This is a genomic window from Chitinophaga chungangae, from assembly GCF_017742215.1.
Classification (GTDB): domain Bacteria; phylum Bacteroidota; class Bacteroidia; order Chitinophagales; family Chitinophagaceae; genus Chitinophaga; species Chitinophaga chungangae.
Genome location: NZ_JAGHKP010000001.1, coordinates 513,261 through 536,724, shown reverse-complemented (window position 1 = coordinate 536,724; position 23,464 = coordinate 513,261). Strand labels below are relative to the sequence as shown.

The following is a 23,464-nucleotide window of genomic DNA, read 5'->3' as shown; positions in this document are numbered from 1 at the left end:
TCCCCTGCTGTTACCGTACGGATGATGATTTTTGTTTTTTCTCCACGGCGGGCTCGTTCAGCGAAGGCTCGTGGCGCATCAGGTAGGCTTTGATCTTCTGCACGTCGTTGTAGCGGGGAGCGTCTTCGATAAATTTAGGGAAAATAGCTCTCACGTCCTGGTAGATCTTGTAGGAAAAACCCGCGAGGCGGTCCTGGCAGCCCAGGTAATCCACTGCCTGGAGCAGGGTCATCACCTGCACCGTCAGCACCTCGAAGGTATTCTCGATCACTTTGTAGGTCATCTGCGCCGCGTTGCAGCCCATGCTCACGATGTCCTGGTTATCGTTGTTGTTGGGGATGCTGTGGATGTACATCGGGAAACTGAGCGTCTGGTTTTCCGCCACGGTAGAGGTTGCGGTGAACTGTACGCCCTGCATGCCGAAATTAAACCCGAGTTTGCCGAGGTTCATGAACGGCGGGAACTTGTGGTTCAGCTTATCGTTCAGCAGGTAGTTCAGCTGGCGTTCGCTCAGCATGGAAAGTTTGGTCATGGCGATCTTCACCTTGTCCATTTCCAGTGCGATATAATCCCCGTGGAAGTTTCCGCCGTGGAAAACGTTCTGCTGGCGATGGTCAACCACCGGGTTGTCGCTCACGGAATTGAGCTCGCCCACTACGATATTTTCCGCATGTACCAGCGTATCGAAAATCGGCCCGAGTATCTGTGGCACACATCGGAGCGAATAATATTCCTGCACCTTGTCTTTGAAGATCTCTTCTTCCAGTTCCTTGTAAAGGTGATCGGGCCTGTGGCGGATCATTTTGCTGCCTTTCAGCATGCCGCGCATCATTTCGGCCACTTTGTTCTGCCCGTTATGGCGTTTCACAGCGTTCAGCTCGTAACTGAGATGATCGTCGAACGCTTCCACCACTTCGTTGATCATGGCGCTGAGGCTGCAGCTCCAGAGCAGCAGTTTGCGCGCTTCGATGATGTTCACCAGTGCAATGCCGGTCATGGCGGAAGTGCCGTTGATCACGGCGAGGCCTTCGCGGATATGCACGTCCAGCGGTTTGAGGCCGAGCCGCGCGAACACTACCGCGGCAGGGTGGATCTCGTCTTCGTACAGCACGTTCCCTTCCCCGATCAGCGCGTGCGCGAGATGCGCGAGCTGCACGAGGTCGCCGCTGGCCCCTACGCCGCCGTGCTCGTATATGCAGGGGTAAATGTTGTGATTGATCATGTCGCGCAGGAGGTGCACCAGTTCGGGATGAATGCCGGAAAAGCCCTGCATGAAACTGCTGAGGCGCGCGATCATCAGGCTTTTGGTGAGCACGGGCGCGAGGCATTTGCCGGCGCCGGAGCTATGACTGCGGATGAGGTTGTATTGCAGCTGGAAAGTGTCCTCTTCGGGGATGCGGTATTGCGCCATCGGGCCAAAACCGGTGTTTATACCGTAAATGAGCTTTTTTGATGAGAATTTTTCGAGGAACTCAAAGTTGTCATTCACATTTTTTACGGCAGCCTCGTCCAACACCAGCTCTTCCCCTCCAAACAGTACTCTATGCACCTCTTCCAAAGAAAGCACCTTACTTCCAAGTACGACCATTATCTTATTAAATTAAATTAAATGTTTATGTAAAAAAGTGCTCAAAAATAGTATAAAGACGGATTTTTTTTAATATCCCCCTATAAAATTTTCATCACTGATAACTTTCCTGTTACCGGCTTGGCATTCAACTAGTTGTACCGCTGTTGCAGGTTTCTGTCCATTCGGGAAATAGTCCGCTTTTTACACCTGAAACCGCTGCCGGACAGCGTTTTCTGATGTAAATGTATTACTCTTCCGCTATATTTTCAGGGGGCGTCACTAATATTTTATCAATGCGGTGGGCGTCCATGTCTACGATTTCAAAGGTAAAATCCCTCCATTCCAGTTTCTCGCCTGTCTGGGGTATGTGTTCCAGGTGGTGGAGGATAAAGCCGGCCAGCGTATCGAATTCCTGCTCGAATTCGGCCATGAGGTCTTCCATGTCGAACTCGCTGAGAAAATCATAGAAAGGTATCTGGGCGTCAATGAGATAGGAGCCGTCTTCGCGTTTCACCATGTTGTAATCGTCCTGGCCGGTTTCGGGCATATCGCCCACAATGGCCTCCAGGATGTCGTTCAGGGTGATCATGCCCAGGAAAGTGCCGTACTCGTCCACGATAAACGCGGCGTGGATCTGGGTTTCCTTGAACTTTTCGAGCACCTGGTAAGCGGTATTGTTGTCGGGGATGAACAGGGGTTTTTTCATCACGTCCTTCAGTACGGCCACGTTGCCGGCGGCATATAGGTCTTTGATGGTGAGAATGCCCTTGATATGGTCTATCTGTCCGTCGCAAACGGGGTAAACGGAGTGCGGGGAGGTTCTGATCTTGCGTTTGTAGCTTTCGCCTTCTTCATGCACGTCCAGCCAGATGATGTCCGTGCGGTGGGTCATGAGGGAGGTGATGTTGCGGTCGCCGAGGTGGAACACGCGCTCGATGATCTCCTGCTCGGTTTCTTCGATGGCGCCGGAGGAGGTGCCTTCGGAAATGATGGCTTTGATCTCTTCTTCCGTCACATTGCTGTCTGACGATCGTTTGAGGCCGATCACCTTCACCAGCAGGCTGGTGGAGCGGCTCAGCAGCCAAACGAAGGGAAAAGTGAGGCGGGAAATGAAGTACATCGGCTTGGCCACGGCTTTCGCGATGGTTTCGGGGTTGGCCAGCCCGATCCTTTTGGGCAGCAGCTCACCGAGCACGAGGGTGAAGTAGGTAACGCCGATAACGAGCACCGTCGTGGCGATGCCGTTGGCATAAGGGGCCAGCAGCGGCCACTGCATGAAATAGAGCTTTACGTCCTCTTTCAGCTGTTCGCCGGAGTACAAACCGGTCAAAATACCGATCAGCGTAATGCCGATCTGCACGGTAGACAGGAACGTATCCGGGTTATTGGATAATTTAAGAGCGGCTTTGGCTTTTTCGTCCCCTTGCCTGGCTGCATTCTCAAGACGCACTTTTCGTGCGGAAACCAGGGCTATCTCCGCCATAGAGAAGATACCGTTGACCAAAATGAGGACGAGGATAATGACGACTTCCATAATATTAAGCCTAAAAATAATTAATTATTCAAATATCAGTGTAACAAAAGCTAAAGCAATGCCGGCAGCGATCGCCAGCACCTTCTTGCGGCTCAGTTCATGATGTTTGGTCCCGCTTTCGTAAAAGATAGTGGTGGAAATATGCAGGAACGCGCCTACCACCAGCGCCACGAGGTAAACGAGGGAATGGGTGACAACTTCAAATTCCCTGCCCAGCTGCGCGGCAAGTATAGCGGATAAAGGAGTGATCAGTGAAAAAATGATTAAGATCCTCCACAACTGCGTTTTCGACTGGTGCGCGTGTATCATCACAGTGATGAGCGTAAGCGCTTCCGGCACTTTATGCGCCATTACGCCCAGCATCAGCGAAGGCAGGGCGGACTGGTCCTCATAATGGAACCCCAGCGGGATGCCTTCCATAAAAGCGTGGATAGACAGGCCCACGAGCAGCGGCAGCACCGCCACATGATGGTGATTGCCGGCGGCGGCGGGCAGATGGGTATGCCCGTGCTCCATGCCATGGCTCAGCTGCTGGAGGAAAACCTGTAAAAAGAAGCCGAGAACGATATAAATACCCGCGGAGTGCCCCAATTCGTGGTACACTTCGGGAAGGAGGTGCATAATGGTGATCCCGAACAGGAAAGCGCCCGTAAATGCCAGCAGGTAGATCGGCAGGTTGGGGTGCACCCGTTTGAAAAGCATGGGGATCATACCCCCGCCGATGGTGGCGGCCAGTATCAATATAAGGTATGTGAGGTTCATGTTGTCTGTTCCAGCTCCAGTCTGATCCTTCGTTGAAAAAATCCGCCGCTAAGCAGGCCGGCCAGCATGCCCAGCAATGCGCCTCCCGCGATGTCAAGCGGGTAATGCACGCCTACGTACACCTGTGAGTAACATATCACGGCCGCCCACACGAAAAAAAGCCAGGCCCACTTCCCTATCTGCGGTTTTAAAGTTATAAAAGAAAACATCGCCAGCCCGAAATGGTTGGCGGCATGCGAGGAGGTGAAGCTGCCGCTTCGCGGGTAATATTCCACCAGCACCCGCACGTAGGGCGCTATCACCGGGTCGTTGCCCGGGCGCAGGCGGCCCACCAGGTTTTTAAAAAACATGCTGGACTGGTCCGTGATCGCGAAGGTGATGATGAAAAACACGATCCAGAAAAAGCCCCTCCAGCGGAAATTATACGTCACAAAAACGAGCAGGAACAGGTACAGCGGCGCCCAGATATACGGTTCGCGCAGCCAGGGCAGCAGGAAATCGAAGAACCCGTTCGTCCATTTGTTGTTGATGTAAAAAAACGCCTTCAGGTCCCAGGTAAGCAGGTTATTCATCGGCCAATCGGTTTTTGCGCAATGAGAATGAGCCTCGGGGAGTGCTCCTCATCGAAGATATTAAAATGATAATCGCCGAACACATCGGTGATTTGCAGGCCCTGCAGCGCGAACATTTCTTCGAAATCCTTTTTGCGGAAAGCGCTGACGCTTTCGGCAAAAGTGGCGCGGAGCAGTTGTTTTTTATCGAGGATGTGGATCTTTTTAAGGAATTTGCCGCCTTCCGTTTCCCGGTGAATGTCGAACACCACGTCGCCCAGCTCTTTCACTTCGTCTGTCACCAGGTGGGCGGCCACGTAGGCGCTGTTGAGGTAATCCAGCACCAGCCTGCCGCCGGGCTTCAGCGAATTGGCCAGCGTGCGCAGCGCATTGTCGTTCTCATGGCGGGTCTCGAAATAGCCGAAACTCGTGAAGAAGTTGAACACCACGTCGAAATAATTGATCCGGAACGGCAGCCGCATATCGTGCTGGAAAAAACTCAGGTGGTCGTTCTCCAGCTTCCGGGCAGCCGCAATGCTTTCCTCCGAAAGGTCGATGCCGGTTACGTTGAACCCTTTGTCGGCCAGGTATTTGGCGTGCCGGCCCTTGCCGCAGGCCACGTCGAGCATCAGCGCGCCGGGCGCAGGGCGGAGGTAGCCTACCAGCTTGTCGATAAAGGAAGACGCTTCCCTTTCATCCCTGTTGCTGTACAGCAGGTGATAATAAGGTGAATTGAACCAGTCTTTGAACCATTGTTTCGGAACTTCCATTCTCTGCGCTGTGTTATCTCGGTTTCTTGTTGTTAAACATCAAATATCGGGAGCTTTCGTAAAAACCCCGCGTTAATTTATCCAGGCGTGCCGCAATTTCCGGTTCTTTTTCCTTTACATCCCTGAACGGATCGGCTTTCAGGTCGTACAACTTCATATCCCCCGATTCCAGCCCGATCTCGCAAAGATACTGCCGGCCCTGCAATGCGTAAAACGATTGCAGGTTGCGGGTGTAGGTGATAAAGGCGTACCGCTCTCCCTGGAAAGTGGTGTCCAGCATATCCACGCCCATCGTGTAATTGGTGAACGGGATGCCGGCCAGCTTCGCCACGGTGGGGTATACGTCCAGCAAACTGCCCATCCGGTCTATCTTCTGCGGCTTCAGCAGCTTCGGGTTGTAAATGATGCAGGGCACGTGATCCACAAAAGTGCCCATCTCGTATTCCGGCAGCGGCATATGTTTGAATGGGTTCAGCCGCGCGCTGTGATCGCCGAAGAACACGAAAATGGTATTGTCCAGGTAACCGCTCTGCGCGGCCTTTTCCATCAGGTAACCGATGTTGTAGTCCATGTACCGCAGGGCGTTGAGCTGGTCTACAGACAGGAACCCGCTTTTTTTGAACGCTTCCATGTCGATGTCTTTCTCCGTCACCTTTTTAAAATCGCCTTTGCCGGCGGTGGTGGTGTAAGGCTCGTGATTGTCCGCCGTTTGCAGGTAGGCGATGAACGGCTGTTTGCGGTCGTGCGCGGCTTTGAAGATCTCGTCCGCCTCGGTGATGAGGTCGAAGTCTGAAACGCCCCACACGTCTGCCTTCGGCGCCTTGAAATACCCTTCTTCGTAAATTTTGATGCCGTCCACGTTATTGGTGAACACGGCGCGGATGTTGGCCCAGTTGGTATTGCCGCCGAGCAGGTAATATTTTTCATAGCCCTCGAACTGGTCGAGGATCACGCGCTGGTCTACGATCCCGGGGTGGCGGCTGGCGGTTTTGAACTTGCATACGTCGGGCAGGCCGGTGGTTACGCCGAACACGGTGCGGGCGGTGCTCATGGCCGGTACGTGGAAGTCGGTGAACAGCAGCCCTTCGCCAGCCAGCTTTTGCAGGTTGGGCGTGGCCTGCATGGGATTGTTGAACATGCTCATCATGGCCGCCCCGCCCGATTCGAGCATCACGACGATCACGTTCTGGCGCGGCTTCGAGCTGTCTGCCGCGAAGCTGCGGGCGTAACTGAGCTTTTCTGCGTCCGGATGGTCTACCCCCAGGTATTCGGCGATAGGTGCGTAATACTGGCGGGTCTTTGTTTTGTCGAACGTATCGTCTTTTACCGAAAAATTATTGATGAAATAGGTCACGGGGTTGAGGGCGAGACTGGTGATGCCATTGTCTCTCGTGAACATGGCCTGGCTCCAGCGCAGGGGGAAATAGGCGACGTTGCCGTAAATGCCCGCGGCAAAAATCAGCACCAGCGCCACTATCCAGGCCGCGTAGCTGCGCGGGCGCAGCGGGACGCCCTCTTTGCCGGCATAGCGGCGGAAAATCACCTGGCAGCTCCAATTAAGCAGCACCAGCAGCAGCAGCACGCCCAGCAATCCCCACACAACAGGGTAACTTTCCCACAGCATCCGGGCGTTGGTGGCCCTTTCGCCAGCCGCCAGGAAACGCGTCACGGAAGGCTCGACGCGGATGCCGAGGTAGCTGTAATGGCCCAGGTCGATCACATAAAAGAAGGTAACTACGAGGTATAGCAGGAAAAAATACGTGTAAATGCCGCGGCGGAGCGCACGATGGCCGAAAAGGCGGTCCCGGGCGATCACGGCGATAAGCCCGACGGGGATCATGAGCAGGAGGGCAAGCCGCAGGTCGAACCTCAACCCCAGGCCCCATGCTTTCAGGATCACGGAAGTGTCGTGAATGGTGCTGGTGAAAAAGAAGCAGTAGAAGATCACGCGCCAGAAAACCAGGAATACGAACAGGTACAGGGTTTGTATGAAAATATACCGGATATACCTGGGTATACGCGACCAAAGATGAATCATTATATTATATTCTCGTTAAATTTTATACGTAGCTGCAAATATAGCCTAAATGCGGTAACAAGTATTTAATGCTTTGTTCATGGCAAATTAACAGGCCGGATAAAGTTCTAATCGCCTATCTTTGCTGTCCAAAAAAAAATCCATAATTGTGGCACTGATTAAATCAATTTCGGGCATTCGTGGCACGATCGGCGGCAAGCCGGGAGAAGGCCTTTCCCCCCTTGATGTTGTGAAATTCACCGCCGCTTACGGCACCTGGCTGCTGCGGCAAAATGCCGAGAACAAAAAGGTAGTGATCGGGCGGGACGGGCGTATTTCCGGGGAAATGGTCAAAAATCTCGTGGTATCTACCCTGAACGGTTTGGGTATCGACGTGGTGGACCTGGACCTCAGCACCACTCCCACGGTGGAGATCGCCGTTACGATGGAACAGGCCGCCGGCGGCATCATTCTCACCGCCAGCCATAACCCCAGGGAATGGAACGCGCTGAAGCTGCTGAACGCCAAAGGCGAGTTCATTTCCGGTGCAGACGGCGCGGAAGTGCTGGACATCGCGGCCAAAGAAGACTTTGTGTTTGCGGACGTGAACAAACTGGGCACTTACCGGACGGACGATTCTTACCTGCAGAAACACGTGGACCTGGTTGTGAACTACCCGCTGGTAGACGTTGCAGCCATCAAAGCCGCAAATTTCAGGGTAGTGGTGGACGCGGTGAATTCCACCGGCGCCATTTACGTGCCTGCCCTGCTGAAAGCCCTTGGCGTGGAAGAAGTGACCGTGCTGTTCGGCGAAGTGAACGGCAAATTCTCCCATAACCCCGAGCCTCTCCCCGAAAATCTGACCGCGCTTTCCAACGAGGTGAACAAATCGCAGGCGGACTTCGGCATTGCCGTAGACCCTGATGTGGACCGTCTTTGTTTTGTATGTGAAGACGGCAGCATGTTCGGCGAGGAATACACACTGGTGGCGGTGGCCGATTATGTGCTTAAACACAGGAAAGGCAACACCGTGAGCAATCTTAGCTCTACCCAGGCGTTGAAGGACATCACCCTCAAAAACGGCGGTGAATACCATCCTTCAGCCGTTGGCGAAGTGAACGTGGTGAACCGCATGAAAGCCGTGAACGCGGTGATCGGCGGCGAAGGCAACGGAGGCATCATTGTTCCGGACCTGCATTACGGCCGCGACGCCCTCATCGGCATCGGCCTGTTCCTGAGCCACCTTGCCCAAAGCAAGAAAAAAATGAAAGCCCTGCGCAATTCCTACCCCGATTATTTCATTTCCAAGAACAAGATCGAGCTGGACAAAGGGATCGACGTGAAAGAGATCTTCGAAAAGATCAAAGGGAAATATAAAAACCAGCCCCAGAACACCGAAGACGGCCTGAAGATCGAGTTCGACAAAGACTGGGTGCACCTGCGCACATCCAATACGGAGCCCATCATCCGTATCTATGCCGAGAGCCAGAACGAGACCACCGCGGACAATATCGCCCGCAAGATCATGCAGGACATTAAGGAATTTATATAATTCCTATAGACTTAAATATACAAAAACGGATGGCGGAATACACCGCCATCCGTTTTTGTTTATGGCTAATTCCTTAAATTTGTGGCGCTTTTAGTCAAAAACCAAACCACCGCAAGAAATTGGAAAGGATCTACTTCGACAATGCCGCCACTACGGCGCTTGACAAGGCAGTATTGGATACCATGCTGCCTTATATGACCGAAAAGTTCGGCAACCCGTCCTCCATTTACTCCTACGGCCGCGAATCGCGCCTGGGGATCGAAAACGCCCGCAAAACCGTCGCGAAGATCCTCAACGCCCATCCCGGTGAGATATTTTTCACCTCCGGCGGAACGGAAAGCAGCAATACGGCCATCACCGCAGCTATCCGCGACCTGGGCTGCCGTCACATCATTTCTTCCCCTATCGAGCACCACGCTACCCTGCATACGGTAGAGCATGCCGGTCATAAGGAAGACGTGAAAGTGTCCTGGGTAAAACTGCTGCCGGACGGGCATGTGGACATGGACGACCTGCGCGCGCTGCTGGCCGGCTCCAAAGAAAGAAGCCTCGTGAGCCTTATGCACGCCAACAACGAGATCGGCAACCTGCTGGATCTTCATGCCGTTGGCAATCTCTGCAAGGAATACGACGCCATTTTCCATTCAGATACGGTGCAGACCGTAGGCCACTACCCTTTCGACCTGCGCAACACGCCCGTGCATTTCGTTAACGGCGCCGGGCATAAGTTCCATGGCCCGAAAGGCGTCGGCATTCTGTACATCAACGAAAACGTGAAGATCACCCCTTACATCCAGGGGGGATCGCAGGAAAGGAACATGCGCGCCGGCACGGAGAACCTGTATGGCATCGTAGGGTTCGCCAAAGCGCTTGAACTGGCCACCGAACATTACGAAGAACACAGTCAATATATCAACGACCTCCGCCTGTACATGGCAGACCAGCTGCAGCAGCACATCCCCGCCGTCGGTTTTAACGGCGACCTCCGCGGCCGCAGCCTTTACACCGTGCTCAACGTTTCATTCCCCAAATCGGAGAAAAGCGAAATGTTGCTGTTCAACCTGGACATCAACGGCATCTGCGCGTCAGGCGGCAGTGCCTGTACTTCCGGTGCAGACGCCGGCTCGCACGTGATCCGCGCCATCAACAACGATCCGAACAGGGTGGCCGTGAGATTTTCTTTCTCCAGGCATAATACGAAAAAAGAGGTGGACAAGGTGGTGGAAAAGCTGAAAGAGCTGATCTGATATTTTGAGTGAGATTTTTTTGACCGCTCCGGATTTCCGGGGCGGTTTTTTATTGGGGTTAAAAAGAAAGGCGTCTTACAAGACGCCTATTTTATGTAAAATCTTTTTTATTCCGTTCCAGATATCTTTGTGGAAGTCGAGATAAAAGCCATCCTGGACAACAAAACGCCCGGGAGCTTTTACCAATCTATTTACCCCGGGTAAACGGGTAAATTTCGATGATTCCGCTTCTTGCAAATTACAATTATTATTCTCCATCGTCATTTGTTTTAATAAAGTTAATGAATTTATTGATGATCTCTACCTTATAAATGCCATCTTGCTTCATGCAAACATAAAATCCCACGCATATCAAGTATGGAATGATTGCCCACATTGCAAGGGTAAAGGCCTTACGATAGAATTTTATCTTCCTTGTTACATTTAGCTTATTGGTCTTTACTGCCGATTCCAGTTCGTCGATGTAAGCAGCTTTCAATAGCACATCTACTTCATGCCTATCATTTGTCTCACTTTCGTATTTCACCCGATGTATCTCATAATATTCCAGCGGCGCTAAAAGGTGACTAACATCCTTAGGTATCAAAAATTTAATGGTGTAAAACAACGAATAACCTACAAAAAACAGGCAGACGTAAAGCGACGCACGATAAAGCCAGTGAAAGCCGACGTCCGACGAATACAACGCTTCAATAACAGGAATTAAAAAAATGCAAAAGCAGAATAAATAACAAGTAAAATCGTAAACTGGTTTACAATTTTCTGGTAAGCAGCATCGTACTGCTCCAATCTTTTCTCATTGAGCTCAATGATGTAGTTAAGGTCGTAAAATGATGTCATAAGTGTATGCGGTTTTTCTATCTATTAAGACAGCAAAACCACAAACAAGGGTGATCGCATTTTCACATATTTGTTTTTCCAATGGCTGTTACGCTCATCATGAATACCGCGTGATCACATCATAAAACCTGTCGCGGTAACCTTCGCTGATCGGGATGGATTGATTGGCAATCATGACCGTATTGCGTTCCACGGAATTGATCTTGTTCATCGCTACCAGGTAGCTGCGGTGCACGCGCATGAACTTGTCTTTGGGCAGACGGCTTTCGAACGACTTCAGGCTTTTGAGCGTAAGTACCGGCTGATGCGCGGTGTAGATCTTGATATAATCTTTTAACGCTTCGATATACAAAATATCCTCGATGTTGATCTTGATGATCTTGTATTCCGTTTTCACGAAGATGTAATCCGTTTCTGCCGTGCGGGGCTGCGTTACGCTGAGATGTTCCTGCGCACGTATCACCGCTTTCATGAACCGTTCGAAAGGGATCGGTTTCAGCAGGTAATCCACCACGTTCAGCTCGAAACCGTCCAGCGCATACTCTTCGTACGCTGTCGTGAAGATCACCATCGGCGGCTGTTTCAGCGATTTAAGAAATTGTATGCCCGTAATGTCCGGCATTTTGATATCGAGAAAGATCAGGTCCACCGGCTCTTCCTGCAAATACCGGAGGGCGAGCGCGGCGTTCTCGAAAGTTTTCAGCTGCATGGGCACAGGCGCCTTCGCGGCAAAGTCGGCGATGATCTCCAGGGCCAGCGGCTCGTCATCCAGCGCTAAACACTTCATCATGTTTCAATGCAATTTTAAGGTCAGCAATATATTCATCTCCGTGCTCGCGGACAGTTATGGTATGTGCATCATGGTATAGCAAGCTCAACCGTTTGAGCGCATTATTCAAACCTACTCCGCCTTTTTCCGCCACACGCTGTTTGAACAGGCGGTTGCGCACCACCAGGTGTACAATGCCGCCCGGCTCCACATGCAGCCGGATGTTGATGAACGATTCTTCCTTATAGCTGATCCCGTGTTTGAACGCATTTTCCACGAACGGGATCAGCAGCATCGGCGCTATTTCGAGACCCGCGGTATCGCCTTCCTGGCTGAACTCAACGGGTATGTTGCGCGTCATGCGCAAACGTTGTATGTCGATATAATCCTGCAAATACCGCAGTTCGCTGCCCAGCTGCACCTTGTCTTCGTTGCTCTGGTAGATCATATACCGGAGGATGTTGGACAGCTTCACCAGCGCATGCTCCGTTTCCGGAGAACTGCGGTGGGCAAGGGAATAGATCGTATTCAGGCTGTTAAATAAAAAATGCGGGTTGATCTGCGACTTCAGGAATTTCAATTCCGCGTTGAGATTGGCGAGCTTCAATTGCTCGCGCTGTTTTTCGCTTTTGAACCATTCCAGCCCTATTTTGATAAAGCCGCTCATAAACAGCATCAGCAGGGTGAACGTGGCGCTTTTGCGGAACACTTCCGGGAAAAAGAAATGCCGGATGAACATCGTGTCGCCGAAAGGCAATGCTGGCGCCAGGCTTGCAGTATCCGCCAATCGCGCGGAATCGAACTTCATGCCAATGATCACCGGCCGCGCGCTGCGGTAATCGTTGATCAGCGCATGTTTCCGCCATCCCGGCGAAGCGTACGCAATATGCAGCGCCGGCCCGCCTTCGTCAATAATTCCTCCTCCCGCGATCATCACCTTGCCCCGCGCCGGCAACAGCATGCCAGGCGGCGTGGACAGCTCCACCGTGTTGCCCATCCTGTAGGCGATCATCCGTTTCATGAACTGGTATTCCACCAGCGCCTGCTGCACGCCGATGAACAACAACGACAACAGCACAAAACCAATGTAGATCCCGATCTTCTTCAACGTAAAAAACCGTGGTATCAACACATAGATGTTCAGGTAAAAAAGTCCGATGATGAACAATGTATTGATCACCTCCTTCACATAAAAGGAATGATCTTCCACCCTGATGCGGTACACAAAAAAAGGAAACAGGAAAAGACACAGCCACGCCGCCACGTGAGCGGCCACAAGCACTAGTTTGTTCCTGAAAATATTCCTGATACTGATCATAGGCGTGAATCGGCCGTAAACTTACCCTTCATAAACTTAAGCAAGTGTTAAAAGAGCCGGCCGAACTCTTAAGCAAGTGTTAAAGTTACCGTGTGAGCTGCAGACTGTCTATCTCTCTTATGCTAAGCGCGGGATGCGCATGGTTCTCCAGTTTGTTTAATACCAGTTCACCCGTGCGCTGTGCGTCGTTGCGGCTTTTGAACGGGTGAAGGCCCGGAATGGCGGGAATGTTTTCCTGGTAGATCAGCGGTTTCCCTTTATGCGTGATCCTGTAAGCCCAGCCGTTCACTGTTTTTTCGGTGGTCAGCCGCAGCACCGGCTGCTGGCGGCAGGCCAGCAAACACAGTACCGCGGATAACTTGCATAGTTTCCTCATGAATATTGTTTGCTGCAGGTTTTTTGACGCTTCCGTTCTGCATGCAACTGTTAATCCTTTTCGTCGTAGGTCGCGTCCGGATCGAAGCTGTACGTATCGTCGAAATAGCTGCCGCTGCTGCGGCCGGTGGACAAATAGATCACGTTGCCCAACGTAAATGCGACCGCGCCGGTGCGCGCCGCGCCTTCAAATTCCCGCTTCTGCGCCCACATGTCGGTTACCGGGTTGTACTCCCAGGTTTGTTTTGAAATGCCGCCTTTGGTGCCGGTGCTGATGTAGGCTTTGTTGTTTTTCACCGCCACCGCCGCATTGCTGCACGCAATGTCGTAATCGTTGTCGTAATCCTCTTCATCGTTCGTATTGGCGATGTCGCGCAGCTGCACCCAGTCGTCTTCATCGGCTTTGTACATCCAGAAATCAACTTTGTTCTCGCTGTTGTTCACGCCGGTGGCCAAGTAAGCGATGTCCTGTATCACGAACGCCACGGCTTCAGACCGTTTCGCGCCTTCGAACGAACGCCTGCGGTACCATTTGTCGTCGGCAGGAACGTATTGCCAGACATCGTTCAGCCCGCCCTGTTCCCAGCCAGTCGCTACATATCCTTTTCCTTTAACGGCGAAAGCTACCGCATCTTTGCGGGAAAGGTCCCTCGCCGCATTGTCCGGGTCAACCAGCTTCGCCTTTTTTTCCCAGTAGCCTTTCAGGGGGGAATACGCCCAGAAATCGTTCAGCCGGTAACCATCTTCGTTCTGCCCCGTGCCGACATACGCCGTGCCGTCCGCAACGAACGCCACCGCGCCGCTGCGCGCGTCCGCGCCTTCAGGCAGGTCCGCGATCTGCGTCCAGCCCTGGTTGGCGGTAAACTTCATGAAGTCGCGCAGATATTCGCCGTCCCTGTTGATGCCCGTGCCGAGATAAGCGGTATCCCCGATCACGAATACCACCGATTCCGCGCGCTGATCGCCGGACAATTCCGGGTAACCTTTTTTCCAGTTCCCGTTGTTCTCATCATCCGATGAATCGTCTTTGTTACACCCCGCCAGCATGGCCGCGAGTATACAGCAATAAATTCCTGCTTTCTGCATACAATAGTTTTTTTAACACGGCCAAAATTATCCGGGGAACTGTTATAGGTAGTTTAAAATAGACGGACTGCGCTCATTTGCGGACGAATAACCTGTTTTTATCTGCCAATCGCCGCTTTGCCCCGTTTCGCCCGGAAGCGGGATAAAACAGGCCCGGAAGGGCATTCGCCGGGAAATATCCCGGTATGATCGGTAAAAAAATGGCGCCCGCATATTATCCGGCAGCGCGTAGGCGAACCTGATTATCATTGCGCAACTATGCAACTGACGAACCATGGCTTTATGAAGCGGATAAGCGTGCTGGCCGCAATGGCCTGTCTTGCCGCGTGCGACAAGAGCGGATTCAATTACGATAATATCATCGACGACGGCGGAAGCCTGCAATATTCGCTGCTGGATTCGCTGCAGGTGCAGATGCGTACCGTGCAGCTGGATTCTATTCGTACTTCCGGCACCGGTACCGGCCTCGTCGGCAGCTATGCCGATCCTTTGTTCGGTAAATTCACTTCATCTTCCTCCTTCCGCCTCGGCCTTCCCTCCGAAACCGATCCCGGCCTCAAAGCCATTTACGATTCGGTAGAGCTCGTGCTGCAGCCGGACGGGCATTATTACGGGGACACGCTTCCCCTGCAACGTTTCCAGGTGTACCAGCTCAGCCGCCCGCTGGTGCTGCCGAAAGATTACGATGCATTTTACAGTCACCAGCAATTTCCCGTGAACGACCAGCCACTGGCCGACGTTACCCAGCGAATCCGGCCTACGTCGGGCAACAAGGTGCACCTGCGAATGAACCAGCAGTTCGGCCTGGAATTGTTCGAAAAGATCCGGAGCAAGTCGGACGATATTAAAAATGAAGAATACTGGCGCGACTATTTCAAAGGGCTTACGATCCGCGGCGTGGACAATTCCGCGGCCTTCCGCCTGCTGATGAACGATACGGCCGTCGTGATGCGCATTCATTATCATATCGTGAAAGAAACGGTAGAAGAAAAAACGATCGACTTTCACATGAACCTTTCCGAGCTGCAGTTCAACTCTTATTCGTACGACCGCAGCGGCACGCCCATCGCTGGTTTGACGCCCGGCGCAGACGGCATTATGGGCGAAACCACGGGCAACCGCACTTTCATTCAGCCATTGACCGGCGCTGTTACGCGTATCGATTTTCCATCGATCGCCGCGCTGAAAGAACTGGGGCGTTACGGGCGCATCATGCAGGCGGAACTGGTGATCAAACCGGATAACGGCACCATCAAAAATTATCCGGTACCGCCGAGGCTCACGCTTACGCTGGCCGATAAAAAAAACGTCGTAACGCAGGGCGATACGATCTCCAACGCCGCCGGCGTGCAATATGGAAATCTTGTGACGGATAAACTGTACCCGGAGAACAATCAGTATTCCTGGGACCTTACGGAATATTGCCGCGCGATGATGGCGGCGGATGAATATAACTACCGCGGATTATTGCTGGCCGCGCCTTTCAGCGAATTTCACACCCAACTGAACCGGCTGGTGGTTGGCGATGGCGGCAGCAAACAATACCGCGCGCAATTAAAAATTTATTACCTCTTATACGAATGATGCGAACCTATACGATCGGCTGCTGTATGATATTGCTGTGCATGCAGGCACAGGCGCAGAAAGGCGTCAACTCCCTGTATTCCGCTTACGGCATCGGCGACCTCGAGGAAAAAGATTACAGCCGCAACTTCGGTACCGGCAGCGCAGGCATCGCCCGGCCGTCAGGCAATTTCCTGAACGAGCTGAACCCCGCGTCCTACGGCCGCATACCCATGGAGACGTTTTTCTTCGAAGCTTCGGTGGCGGCGAAAAGCATTACCTACAACAGTTCCACCGTCAACCAAAGCGCGGGCGATATCTCGTTCAAACGTTTTGCACTGGGCTTTAAAGTGAACCCGCGATGGGGCCTCAGTTTCGGGTTGATGCCTTACAGCCGGGTAGACTTCAAGCTGATCAACAATACCAGCATCGCGGGCACCGGCGCGGAAGTGCAGAACGCGGTGGAAGGAAGCGGCGGCATCAACCGGCTATATTTTTCCAACGGCGTGAAGCTGATGAAGAATTTTTACGCGGGTCTTTCTTCCGCATTGCTCTTCGGCCCCATCACCATTACAGACAGCCTTGGCAATAACGAGATCCGTTCGGAAGAACGTTCGTTCTACCGCGCCTTCAATTTTACCGCAGGCATTCAATACACCGGCACGGCAGGCGACTGGGTAATAGGCGCCGGTGCTACCTACCGCTGGCAAACCCGCCTCCAAAGCGAAGCAGAAATGGCCATCCGCGACGAGAACGACAACGTGCTGTTCGACGGCGGAGACAGTAAAGGCAGTTATTACCTCCCCCCGCAGATCGGTTTCGGCCTTTCCATGAACAACGAACATCTTACGCTGCTGGCCGATTACCGCAGGCAGCAATGGGAAGACGTGAACAACCGCACGAAAACCGATTTCCGGTACGTGAACTCGCAGCGTTTCGCAGGCGGCATGGAATATTCCTTCTACAAATATTATTTCGACAAACGTATCGAGCACCTGTCCGTTCAGGCGGGCCTGAGCTATCATACCGGTTATATCCAGGTGAAAGGGGAAAAGATAAGGGACTTCGGTTTATCGGTAGGCGCTTCGCTGCCCAGCAGAACGGGGCATTTGAGATATTACCTGGGACTGGAAGGCGGGCAGCGCGGCACGGCCGGCAGCGGCCTTATCACGGAAAACTATTTTAACGTGGTGCTGCATCTCGGTTTAAAAGACAACTGGTTCTTCAAACGCAAAGAATTATAAAAAAGCCCGGCGGGTAAAAGGAATACGATTCTCAGCAACCTTTATACGGACGTTAATCCCAAAACGGATTTCTTTTGCCCGCCGGTGTTTTATTTTGTCAGCAGCTCGCGGAACCACCGGCCGGACGATTTCAGCGTGCGCACCTGCGTATCATGGTCTACATGCACCAATCCGAAACGTGCATTAAACCCTTCGGCCCATTCAAAATTATCGGTGAGCGTCCATGCAAAATAACCGCTAACGGGAACGCCTGTACGTTTTGCCGCCAGCACGCCTTCCAGGTATTCCCGGAAATACGCGGTACGGCCCGCGTCGTCTACCGCGCCGTCGATCACCGCGTCTTTGAAGGCCGCCCCGCTTTCGGTGACGATAACTTCCTTAACGCCCTTGTACGCGGCAAACTGCTGCAGGATGCTGAACATGCCCGCCCCGCTGATCTCCCACCCCAGGGCGGTTTGCGGCACGCGGCGCTGCGCGGGTTTTACTTCCGAAGCCTGGATGTAAGGCATAAAAGCGTTGTAACGGATCACCAGCGGGAAATAATTCTGAATACCGATGAAATCAAAATCAAAAGGCAGTTTTTCCCAGTCGCGCCAAAGCGCATAACGCCTGCCGATGCGCTTCAGCAGCGGGAATACGTCCGTAGGGTAACCGAGGCCCAGCGCCGGCTCGATAAACAGCCTGTTAAACAATGCGTCTGCCCGGTGCGCCGCGGCCTGGTCTTTTTCATTTTGGGTATAGGGAATGATCTGTGAACAGGAAAAAGTGGTGCCGATGCGCGCGTTGGTTATTTCATCGCGCACCGCCCTTCCGCCGCCGGCCTGCGCCAGCGCGGTATGATGCACGGCGGGAAAAAAATAGCTGAGGCCGAACTTCCCCGGCGCATGCACGCCCAGCATATAACCGAGCGAGGTAAAACCGAAAGGCTCGTTGAGCACGATCCAGTTCTTCACTTTATGCCCGTAAGCGCGCGCGCAAAGATTGGCGAACTCCTCGAATGCGAAAACGGTGCCGCGGTGGCACCATCCGCCCTTTTGCTCGAGCGCCTGCGGAAGGTCCCAGTGATAGAGCGTAACATAAGGCTCCATGCCGGCTTCCAGGCAGGCGTCTATCACCCGGTGGTAAAAATCGATGCCGGCCTGGTTCACCACGCCGGTGCCCTGCGGCAGAATGCGGGGCCAGGAAAGGGAGAAACGGAATACGGAAAAACCGAGGGAACGGGCCAGGAGGATATCTTCCCGGTAACGGTTGTAAAAATCACAGGCAATGCGGGCGTGCGTGTTGTCTTTGATCTTTCCTTTCCGGTCCTGGAAAGCGTCCCAGATGGAAAGGCCCTTGCCGTGAGCGTTGTGCGACCCTTCGTTTTGAAAAGCGGAAATCACCACCCCCCATTTGAAACCGGGTCCGAAATCTTCTCGCGTGAAAGCCATGGGCAGCAAGTTACAGATTATGGGCTTTTTGGGGCCCGTCGGAAACAATTTAACAATTTAACAACCCCGTTGTACATTTGTGCCTGTATGATAGTTAAATATTCAGGCCAGGCGCTGGCCCTCGTAATAATGCTGGCGGCATGCAACCAAACGCCGGCCAAAAAGAACCAGCAGGTGGTGGAGCAGCTGAACCCGATGCGGTTGATACCGGCCGGGGAGTTTGAAATGGGGGCGGACGACGATTCCGGCTCGCCCGACGAATACCCGAAACACCTCGTAAAGGTCGATTCCTTCTGGCTCGACGAACATGAAGTGACCAATGCGGAGTTCACCGCTTTCGTGCAGGCTACGGGGTATGTAACCACGGCTGAAAAACCCATTCCTAAAGAAGAAGTGATGGCTACCCTGCCGCCGGGCTCTCCCGAGCCGGATAGTTCTCTCCTGGCCCCAGCCTCTCTCGTATTCGTACCTACGGAAACGGCCGTAGACCTCCGCGACGTGAGCCAGTGGTGGAGCGTGGTGCCGGGCGCGAGCTGGAAAGCGCCAAACGGGCCGGGCAGCGACATCAAAGGAAAAGAACAGCACCCCGTGATACATGTGAGCTGGGAAGATGCGCAGGCCTACGCCAAATGGGCCGGCAAACGCCTGCCCACAGAAGCGGAATGGGAATACGCGGCGCGCGGCGGGTTGAAGAACCAGCCTTTCCCCTGGGGCGCAGAAACGCCGCAGGCGAGCCCGGGCAAAACCAATATCTGGAACGGCCATTTTCCTTACGAAAACACGGAGGCAGATGGCTTTTACGGCACCGCGCCGGTTAAATCCTTCGCCGCAAACGGTTACCAGCTGTACGACATGGCCGGCAATGTATGGGAATGGACCGCAGACTGGTACGACGCAGGTTATTACGCCCAGGTGAAACCCGGTACGCTGAACCCCGAAGGCTCACACACGCCCAACGACCCGGAAGAGCCCAGCGCAAAAAGGGTGATCCGTGGCGGATCGTTTATGTGCAGCGATGAATATTGCAGGGGGTACAGGGTTTCCGCGAGAATGAAAACAACGCCCACTTCCGGCTTGTCGAACCTTGGCTTCCGTTGCGCCCGCAGCGCGAAATAAGGTCTTCGTCAACCTTTCCTCAACAACGCCGGCAGGCTGAAAAGCCCGCCGCTACATCGTTGTTAACAGCTAACAAAATTAAATTCTGCTGATTCTCGAAAAATCTATTGTTTCACTACGATGGAGCTCATATCGGCGCCGTCGAGCTTTACTTTGATAATGTAACTGGCTGCAGGGTAACGGGTGAGGTCCACCTGGCCTTTGTAACTCCCTTTATAACCCGCGAGCGACTGCCGGTAAAGCGGTTTGCCGTTCATATCGGTTACCTCCAGGAAATTGCTGTTGGATGCCTTCGGGATAGTGAACGCAACGTTCACGATGCCTTTGGTGGGATTGGGATACGTGCTGGTGGATGCATGATCCGCCGCCCCGTCGGTTTTCGCCAGTGCGAGCATGGTCTGTTTCCCGGTGCGATACGTGGCTGTTGAATCCGCTTTCAGGTTCTTTGAACTGTAACCGGTTACCACCACTTCTTCTTTTACGTCGCCTGTTCCCGCTTTCGCTTCATTCGTGTTTTTTGTGCCATATCCCACTACCACTACCTGGTTCAGCATATTTTCCTGCTGCTCGTCCGCGGACGGATAACCCACTACGGTCACTTCTTTCAATTTGTTCGGTTCGGTGCGTTTTTTCTCGTCAGCACCTTTTTTAGTAGTGATGAGGATCACGCCGTAGTTGCCGGCGGAACCGTAGATAGCGGAAGCCGATTTGTCCTTCAGCACGGTGATGGATTCGATCGTGTTGGGATCGAGGTTGTTCAGCGTGGGATAATTGATGCCATTGGGAGGATAAGGTTTTCCATCCACAACGATCAGCGGTTTGTTCGTGGTGTCTGCCCTGAACGTAACGGCAGGACTGTTACCGGCGCCCCCAAGCCGCATCACGCCTGCATACGAGCCGCGTGTAGGCCTGCTGCCCGCCGCGGCGCCTGTGGTGCCGCTTGCGTTGGATATAATAATCGTGTTGGTCGGCAGGGAGGAATTTTTACCTCCGCGCATCGTCAGTTTTTTGCCGTTCAGCGTAGCGGCGGTGCCGCCAGGCTCGTGTAACGTTGCGTTAACACCGTCTTCCGTCAGTTCGATGATATTGTCGGGCTTTTGGGATTTGCCTTCGATAGTCTGGAACTGGTCGGCTTTTACGCCTTGGAATTTTTCTTCAACAGGCTTGCGCGTTTCAACGGGTTTTGCGCTGAATTGGTCTTTCTGTACAGGCGTTGTGGTATCCCCGGGAGCAATTTCCAGCACGTCTTTCACTTCGCTTACCACATGATTCACCACCGTGCCGGCTTTTGTATAGTTCAGGGATAAAAGAACGCCGCATACTACGCCGGCAAGCACTCCATAGCGGTAGAGGTGCACGCGCGAAGATGTTGTTTTGTTCATCATCTTGATGCGGTTTTTTAAATGTGAGAAATTAAAGTTGTTGGCCACACCCGCCGCATACTGTGCGGTGCTTACCTTCACGAGGCTGTATTGGTAAGTAGCGGCATTCACGCCGGAGCGGAGGATCTTGCGGTCGGTGATAAACTCGAGGTTTTCCTTCACCGCCGTTTTCATCAGCCATGCGCCGGGATTGAACCAGTAAAACACATTGTTCACTTCGCTCATCATCACGTCTGCCGAATGCCACTGGCGCACGTGTATCTGTTCGTGCCGGATGATGGCTTCCAGCTCTTCTTCCGAATGCATGTCCGGGTTCACGTAAATATTATTAAAAAACGAGAACGGGTTGATGTCCCCATCCATTTTACGCACGTCCTGCCCCTGCATGTTCGCCGGCTCCGATCTGCGATGCAGCACCAGCAGCGATATCAACTGTATCGCCAGCCGCAGGCCCATTACGACCACGCCGGTCCAGAACACCCATTCCAGCAATGCCCACACGGTAAAGGCCTCCGGCTGCGCCGCCTGCAGTACGCCAAAATCAGGTACGTACTGTACTACCTGCGCGGCAATGATTTCGTTGCGGGAGAAAAAGTCGTTCACATCTACCAGCGGGAACAACGACGAAAACACGATGCCCGTGATGAGGAAAACGCGGTTGAGCGTGTAAAACGTGAGCCTGCGCAGGCCCAGCCGGTAAGCGAGATAAAAAAGGCAAAGCGCGATATTGGCTTTTATCAGGTATATGAACAAGGCTGTCATACCGTAAGTTTATAAGTTCAGCATTACTTTTTCCCAATCATGTTGATGATCTCCTGCAGCTCTTCAGGACTGATCTTTTTGTCTTTGGCGAAAAATGTGACCAGTTCCTTGTACGAGTTTTCGAAATAATCTTTCACAAACCCGCTCATGAACTTTTTCTTGTAATCCGCTTCGTCGATAGACGGCGTGTATTCGTATACGTTACCAATTTTTTTTGCGTCCACATACCCTTTTTTCTCCAGGTTTTTGATGGTGGAAGCCAGTGTGGTATAAGGAGGCGCAGGCGCGGCGTGCGCTTCGAGGAAGTCTTTCACAAACCCGCTGCCCACTTTCCAGATGGCCTGCATGGCAGCTTCTTCCTGTTTGGTCAATTTTTCCATATAATGAACGGTTTGAAAATTTTTACAGTGTTATAGTTTATAGTCAAGCGGTAACATTTCGGCCAGCTTTTCCCATCCCCAGTATTGCTCGCAGATCACGTCCATCGGTGTTTCCACATTGCCGTTACGGTCCAGCTTCACTTCCGGCGCCAGCAGCTTCAGCACCGATACCTGGTGGCCTCTCACGGAACCGGGCGGCAGCAGCGTGGTCACGTACAGCCTGTCTTCCTTTTCCTTTTTATATGTCACGTACAACAGGTCTTTGAAATTCATCACGTAGCCGTTGCCGGATTTGTAATAGATGCTGTCGTACGGCAAACGTGCTGTGTACAGGTAATTCACGTATTTGGAGAACGTGCCGGGTTTCTGCATTTTTGCTTCGCCCGTTTCCAGCCCGGGTACGGGCTCCACGTAATCGCGTTTCCTTTCCTTGCGCACCAGCTTCTGTACCATAAACCCGTCCTGCTCCAGCGTTTTAGCCAGCAGGCTTTTGTAGAAGTGCATGGTGGAGCCCAGGTACGCCGCTTTCCGGTTGGCCGCCCACTTTTGCAACTGGCGTTTGTTCTTCGGTTTCATCGGCTCAAACATCGGGTTGCCGTAATACATGGAATAACCCGCCCTCATATCGTACGTAAAATACATCAGCAGGAATTTGACGCGATACCCCAGCGCGGGATTTTCTATCACGAGAAAATCGTCTGCCCCCGCAGTCAGCGTATTGGTCTGCCGGTCGTAATGCAGGTCCACTATTTCCCCGTTCATCAGCTCACATTGTTTGGCAAGGCTGCTCTGCCCGACGAAGGTGTTCAAAAATACGCGCATCCATTTTTCCCGCTCCGGGTCCCTGCGCACTACGTGCTCTTTCAGCACGCCCGCCTTCGGTTTCAACACGATCGTAATACCGCTCACATCGGCCTGTACCTCCACCGGGGTGATCACCGGTTCGTATCCAAGATAAGACACGATCAGCTCATATTTGCCCGGCGGTATCTGCCGGACCGTAAACGTGCCGGCTTCGGTGGTCCTGTCTCCCAGTGTGGTCTGGTTCAGAAAAGCGCTGGCAAAAGGCAGTGGTTTCCCGCTCTCGTCCTGCACTTTGCCGCTCACTGAAAATACCGTTTGCGCAACGGCGGGCGTGATTCCTGCGGCCAGACAGATCAAAATTCCAAGCAATACAAGTCTCATGATTACGATAC

Annotated in this window: 20 protein-coding genes; 5 read left to right on the top strand and 15 right to left on the bottom strand. The window is 52.9% G+C overall.

Features of this window, described 5'->3' with window-relative positions; all coding sequences use genetic code 11:
- Nucleotides 1-10: 10 nt before the first annotated feature.
- The 6 genes from J7I43_RS02440 to J7I43_RS02415 form a co-directional block, all read right to left on the bottom strand.
- Nucleotides 11-1,588, bottom strand: a complete 1,578-nt coding sequence (locus J7I43_RS02440) for an HAL/PAL/TAL family ammonia-lyase (RefSeq protein WP_236023279.1) — start codon at nucleotides 1,586-1,588, stop codon at nucleotides 11-13.
- Nucleotides 1,589-1,817: 229 nt separating this feature from the next.
- Nucleotides 1,818-3,104, bottom strand: coding sequence for a hemolysin family protein (locus tag J7I43_RS02435; protein ID WP_209142860.1), 1,287 nt, complete (start codon nucleotides 3,102-3,104; stop codon nucleotides 1,818-1,820).
- 24 nt (nucleotides 3,105-3,128) lie between these two features.
- A complete protein-coding gene (locus J7I43_RS02430) occupies nucleotides 3,129-3,866 on the bottom strand; it encodes a ZIP family metal transporter (protein ID WP_209142858.1) in 738 nt (245 codons plus the stop codon).
- Nucleotides 3,863-4,438, bottom strand: coding sequence for a phosphatase PAP2 family protein (locus J7I43_RS02425; RefSeq protein ID WP_209142856.1), 576 nt, complete (start codon nucleotides 4,436-4,438; stop codon nucleotides 3,863-3,865). Before J7I43_RS02425 ends, J7I43_RS02430 begins: the two co-directional genes overlap by 4 nt.
- Nucleotides 4,435-5,187 (bottom strand): class I SAM-dependent methyltransferase, encoded by a 753-nt coding sequence (locus tag J7I43_RS02420; protein WP_209142854.1) that lies wholly within the window; start codon nucleotides 5,185-5,187, stop codon nucleotides 4,435-4,437. Before J7I43_RS02420 ends, J7I43_RS02425 begins: the two co-directional genes overlap by 4 nt.
- A 13-nt stretch (nucleotides 5,188-5,200) precedes the next feature.
- Nucleotides 5,201-7,225, bottom strand: a complete 2,025-nt coding sequence (locus J7I43_RS02415; protein ID WP_209142852.1) for an LTA synthase family protein — start codon at nucleotides 7,223-7,225, stop codon at nucleotides 5,201-5,203.
- A gap of 148 nt (nucleotides 7,226-7,373) precedes the next feature.
- On the opposite strand from J7I43_RS02415, the gene glmM reads away from it, so the two are divergent.
- Together glmM and J7I43_RS02405 are read left to right on the top strand one after the other, a co-directional pair.
- Nucleotides 7,374-8,756 carry a phosphoglucosamine mutase gene (gene glmM / locus J7I43_RS02410; RefSeq protein ID WP_209142850.1) on the top strand — a complete coding sequence of 461 codons (1,383 nt, stop codon included), beginning with the start codon at nucleotides 7,374-7,376 and terminating at the stop codon, nucleotides 8,754-8,756.
- A gap of 119 nt (nucleotides 8,757-8,875) precedes the next feature.
- Complete coding sequence (locus J7I43_RS02405) at nucleotides 8,876-10,003, top strand: cysteine desulfurase family protein (RefSeq protein WP_209142848.1); 1,128 nt, start codon at nucleotides 8,876-8,878, stop codon at nucleotides 10,001-10,003.
- 247 nt (nucleotides 10,004-10,250) lie between these two features.
- Here the strand turns inward: J7I43_RS02405 and J7I43_RS02400 are convergent, their stop codons facing one another.
- From J7I43_RS02400 to J7I43_RS02380, 5 genes are all read right to left on the bottom strand, one after another.
- Complete coding sequence (locus tag J7I43_RS02400) at nucleotides 10,251-10,589, bottom strand: hypothetical protein (protein WP_209142846.1); 339 nt, start codon at nucleotides 10,587-10,589, stop codon at nucleotides 10,251-10,253.
- 351 nt (nucleotides 10,590-10,940) lie between these two features.
- The gene (locus J7I43_RS02395) at nucleotides 10,941-11,633 is read right to left on the bottom strand and encodes a LytR/AlgR family response regulator transcription factor (protein WP_209142844.1); all 693 of its coding nucleotides are present in this window, start codon (nucleotides 11,631-11,633) and stop codon (nucleotides 10,941-10,943) included.
- Nucleotides 11,608-12,930 carry a sensor histidine kinase gene (locus J7I43_RS02390; protein ID WP_209142842.1) on the bottom strand — a complete coding sequence of 441 codons (1,323 nt, stop codon included), beginning with the start codon at nucleotides 12,928-12,930 and terminating at the stop codon, nucleotides 11,608-11,610. The genes J7I43_RS02395 and J7I43_RS02390 overlap by 26 nt, the downstream gene beginning before the upstream one ends.
- 85 nt (nucleotides 12,931-13,015) lie before the next feature.
- A complete protein-coding gene (locus J7I43_RS02385) occupies nucleotides 13,016-13,306 on the bottom strand; it encodes a DUF4907 domain-containing protein (RefSeq protein WP_209142840.1) in 291 nt (96 codons plus the stop codon).
- Nucleotides 13,307-13,356: 50 nt separating this feature from the next.
- The gene (locus tag J7I43_RS02380; protein WP_209142838.1) at nucleotides 13,357-14,391 is read right to left on the bottom strand and encodes a Kelch repeat-containing protein; all 1,035 of its coding nucleotides are present in this window, start codon (nucleotides 14,389-14,391) and stop codon (nucleotides 13,357-13,359) included.
- A gap of 282 nt (nucleotides 14,392-14,673) precedes the next feature.
- On the opposite strand from J7I43_RS02380, the gene J7I43_RS02375 reads away from it, so the two are divergent.
- Together J7I43_RS02375 and J7I43_RS02370 are read left to right on the top strand one after the other, a co-directional pair.
- Complete coding sequence (locus tag J7I43_RS02375) at nucleotides 14,674-15,975, top strand: DUF4270 family protein (protein WP_209142836.1); 1,302 nt, start codon at nucleotides 14,674-14,676, stop codon at nucleotides 15,973-15,975.
- Entirely contained in the window at nucleotides 15,972-17,198 is a 1,227-nt protein-coding gene (locus J7I43_RS02370; protein WP_209142834.1) for a hypothetical protein, read from the top strand. The genes J7I43_RS02375 and J7I43_RS02370 overlap by 4 nt, the downstream gene beginning before the upstream one ends.
- An 89-nt stretch (nucleotides 17,199-17,287) precedes the next feature.
- Here the strand turns inward: J7I43_RS02370 and J7I43_RS02365 are convergent, their stop codons facing one another.
- Nucleotides 17,288-18,628, bottom strand: a complete 1,341-nt coding sequence (locus tag J7I43_RS02365; protein ID WP_209142832.1) for a GH1 family beta-glucosidase — start codon at nucleotides 18,626-18,628, stop codon at nucleotides 17,288-17,290.
- Between the two features lie 87 nt (nucleotides 18,629-18,715).
- Here J7I43_RS02365 and J7I43_RS02360 point away from each other — a divergent pair, with 87 nt between their 5' ends.
- Nucleotides 18,716-19,744 carry a formylglycine-generating enzyme family protein gene (locus J7I43_RS02360; protein ID WP_209142830.1) on the top strand — a complete coding sequence of 343 codons (1,029 nt, stop codon included), beginning with the start codon at nucleotides 18,716-18,718 and terminating at the stop codon, nucleotides 19,742-19,744.
- A gap of 104 nt (nucleotides 19,745-19,848) precedes the next feature.
- On the opposite strand, the gene J7I43_RS02355 is transcribed toward J7I43_RS02360, so the two are convergent.
- The 3 genes from J7I43_RS02355 to J7I43_RS02345 are packed head-to-tail and all read right to left on the bottom strand — an operon-like array spanning nucleotide 19,849 to nucleotide 23,453.
- The gene (locus J7I43_RS02355) at nucleotides 19,849-21,888 is read right to left on the bottom strand and encodes a M56 family metallopeptidase (RefSeq protein WP_209142828.1); all 2,040 of its coding nucleotides are present in this window, start codon (nucleotides 21,886-21,888) and stop codon (nucleotides 19,849-19,851) included.
- Nucleotides 21,889-21,911: 23 nt separating this feature from the next.
- Nucleotides 21,912-22,268, bottom strand: a complete 357-nt coding sequence (locus J7I43_RS02350; protein ID WP_209142826.1) for a BlaI/MecI/CopY family transcriptional regulator — start codon at nucleotides 22,266-22,268, stop codon at nucleotides 21,912-21,914.
- Between the two features lie 30 nt (nucleotides 22,269-22,298).
- Entirely contained in the window at nucleotides 22,299-23,453 is a 1,155-nt protein-coding gene (locus J7I43_RS02345) for a carboxypeptidase-like regulatory domain-containing protein (RefSeq protein WP_209142824.1), read from the bottom strand.
- Nucleotides 23,454-23,464 lie beyond the last annotated feature (11 nt).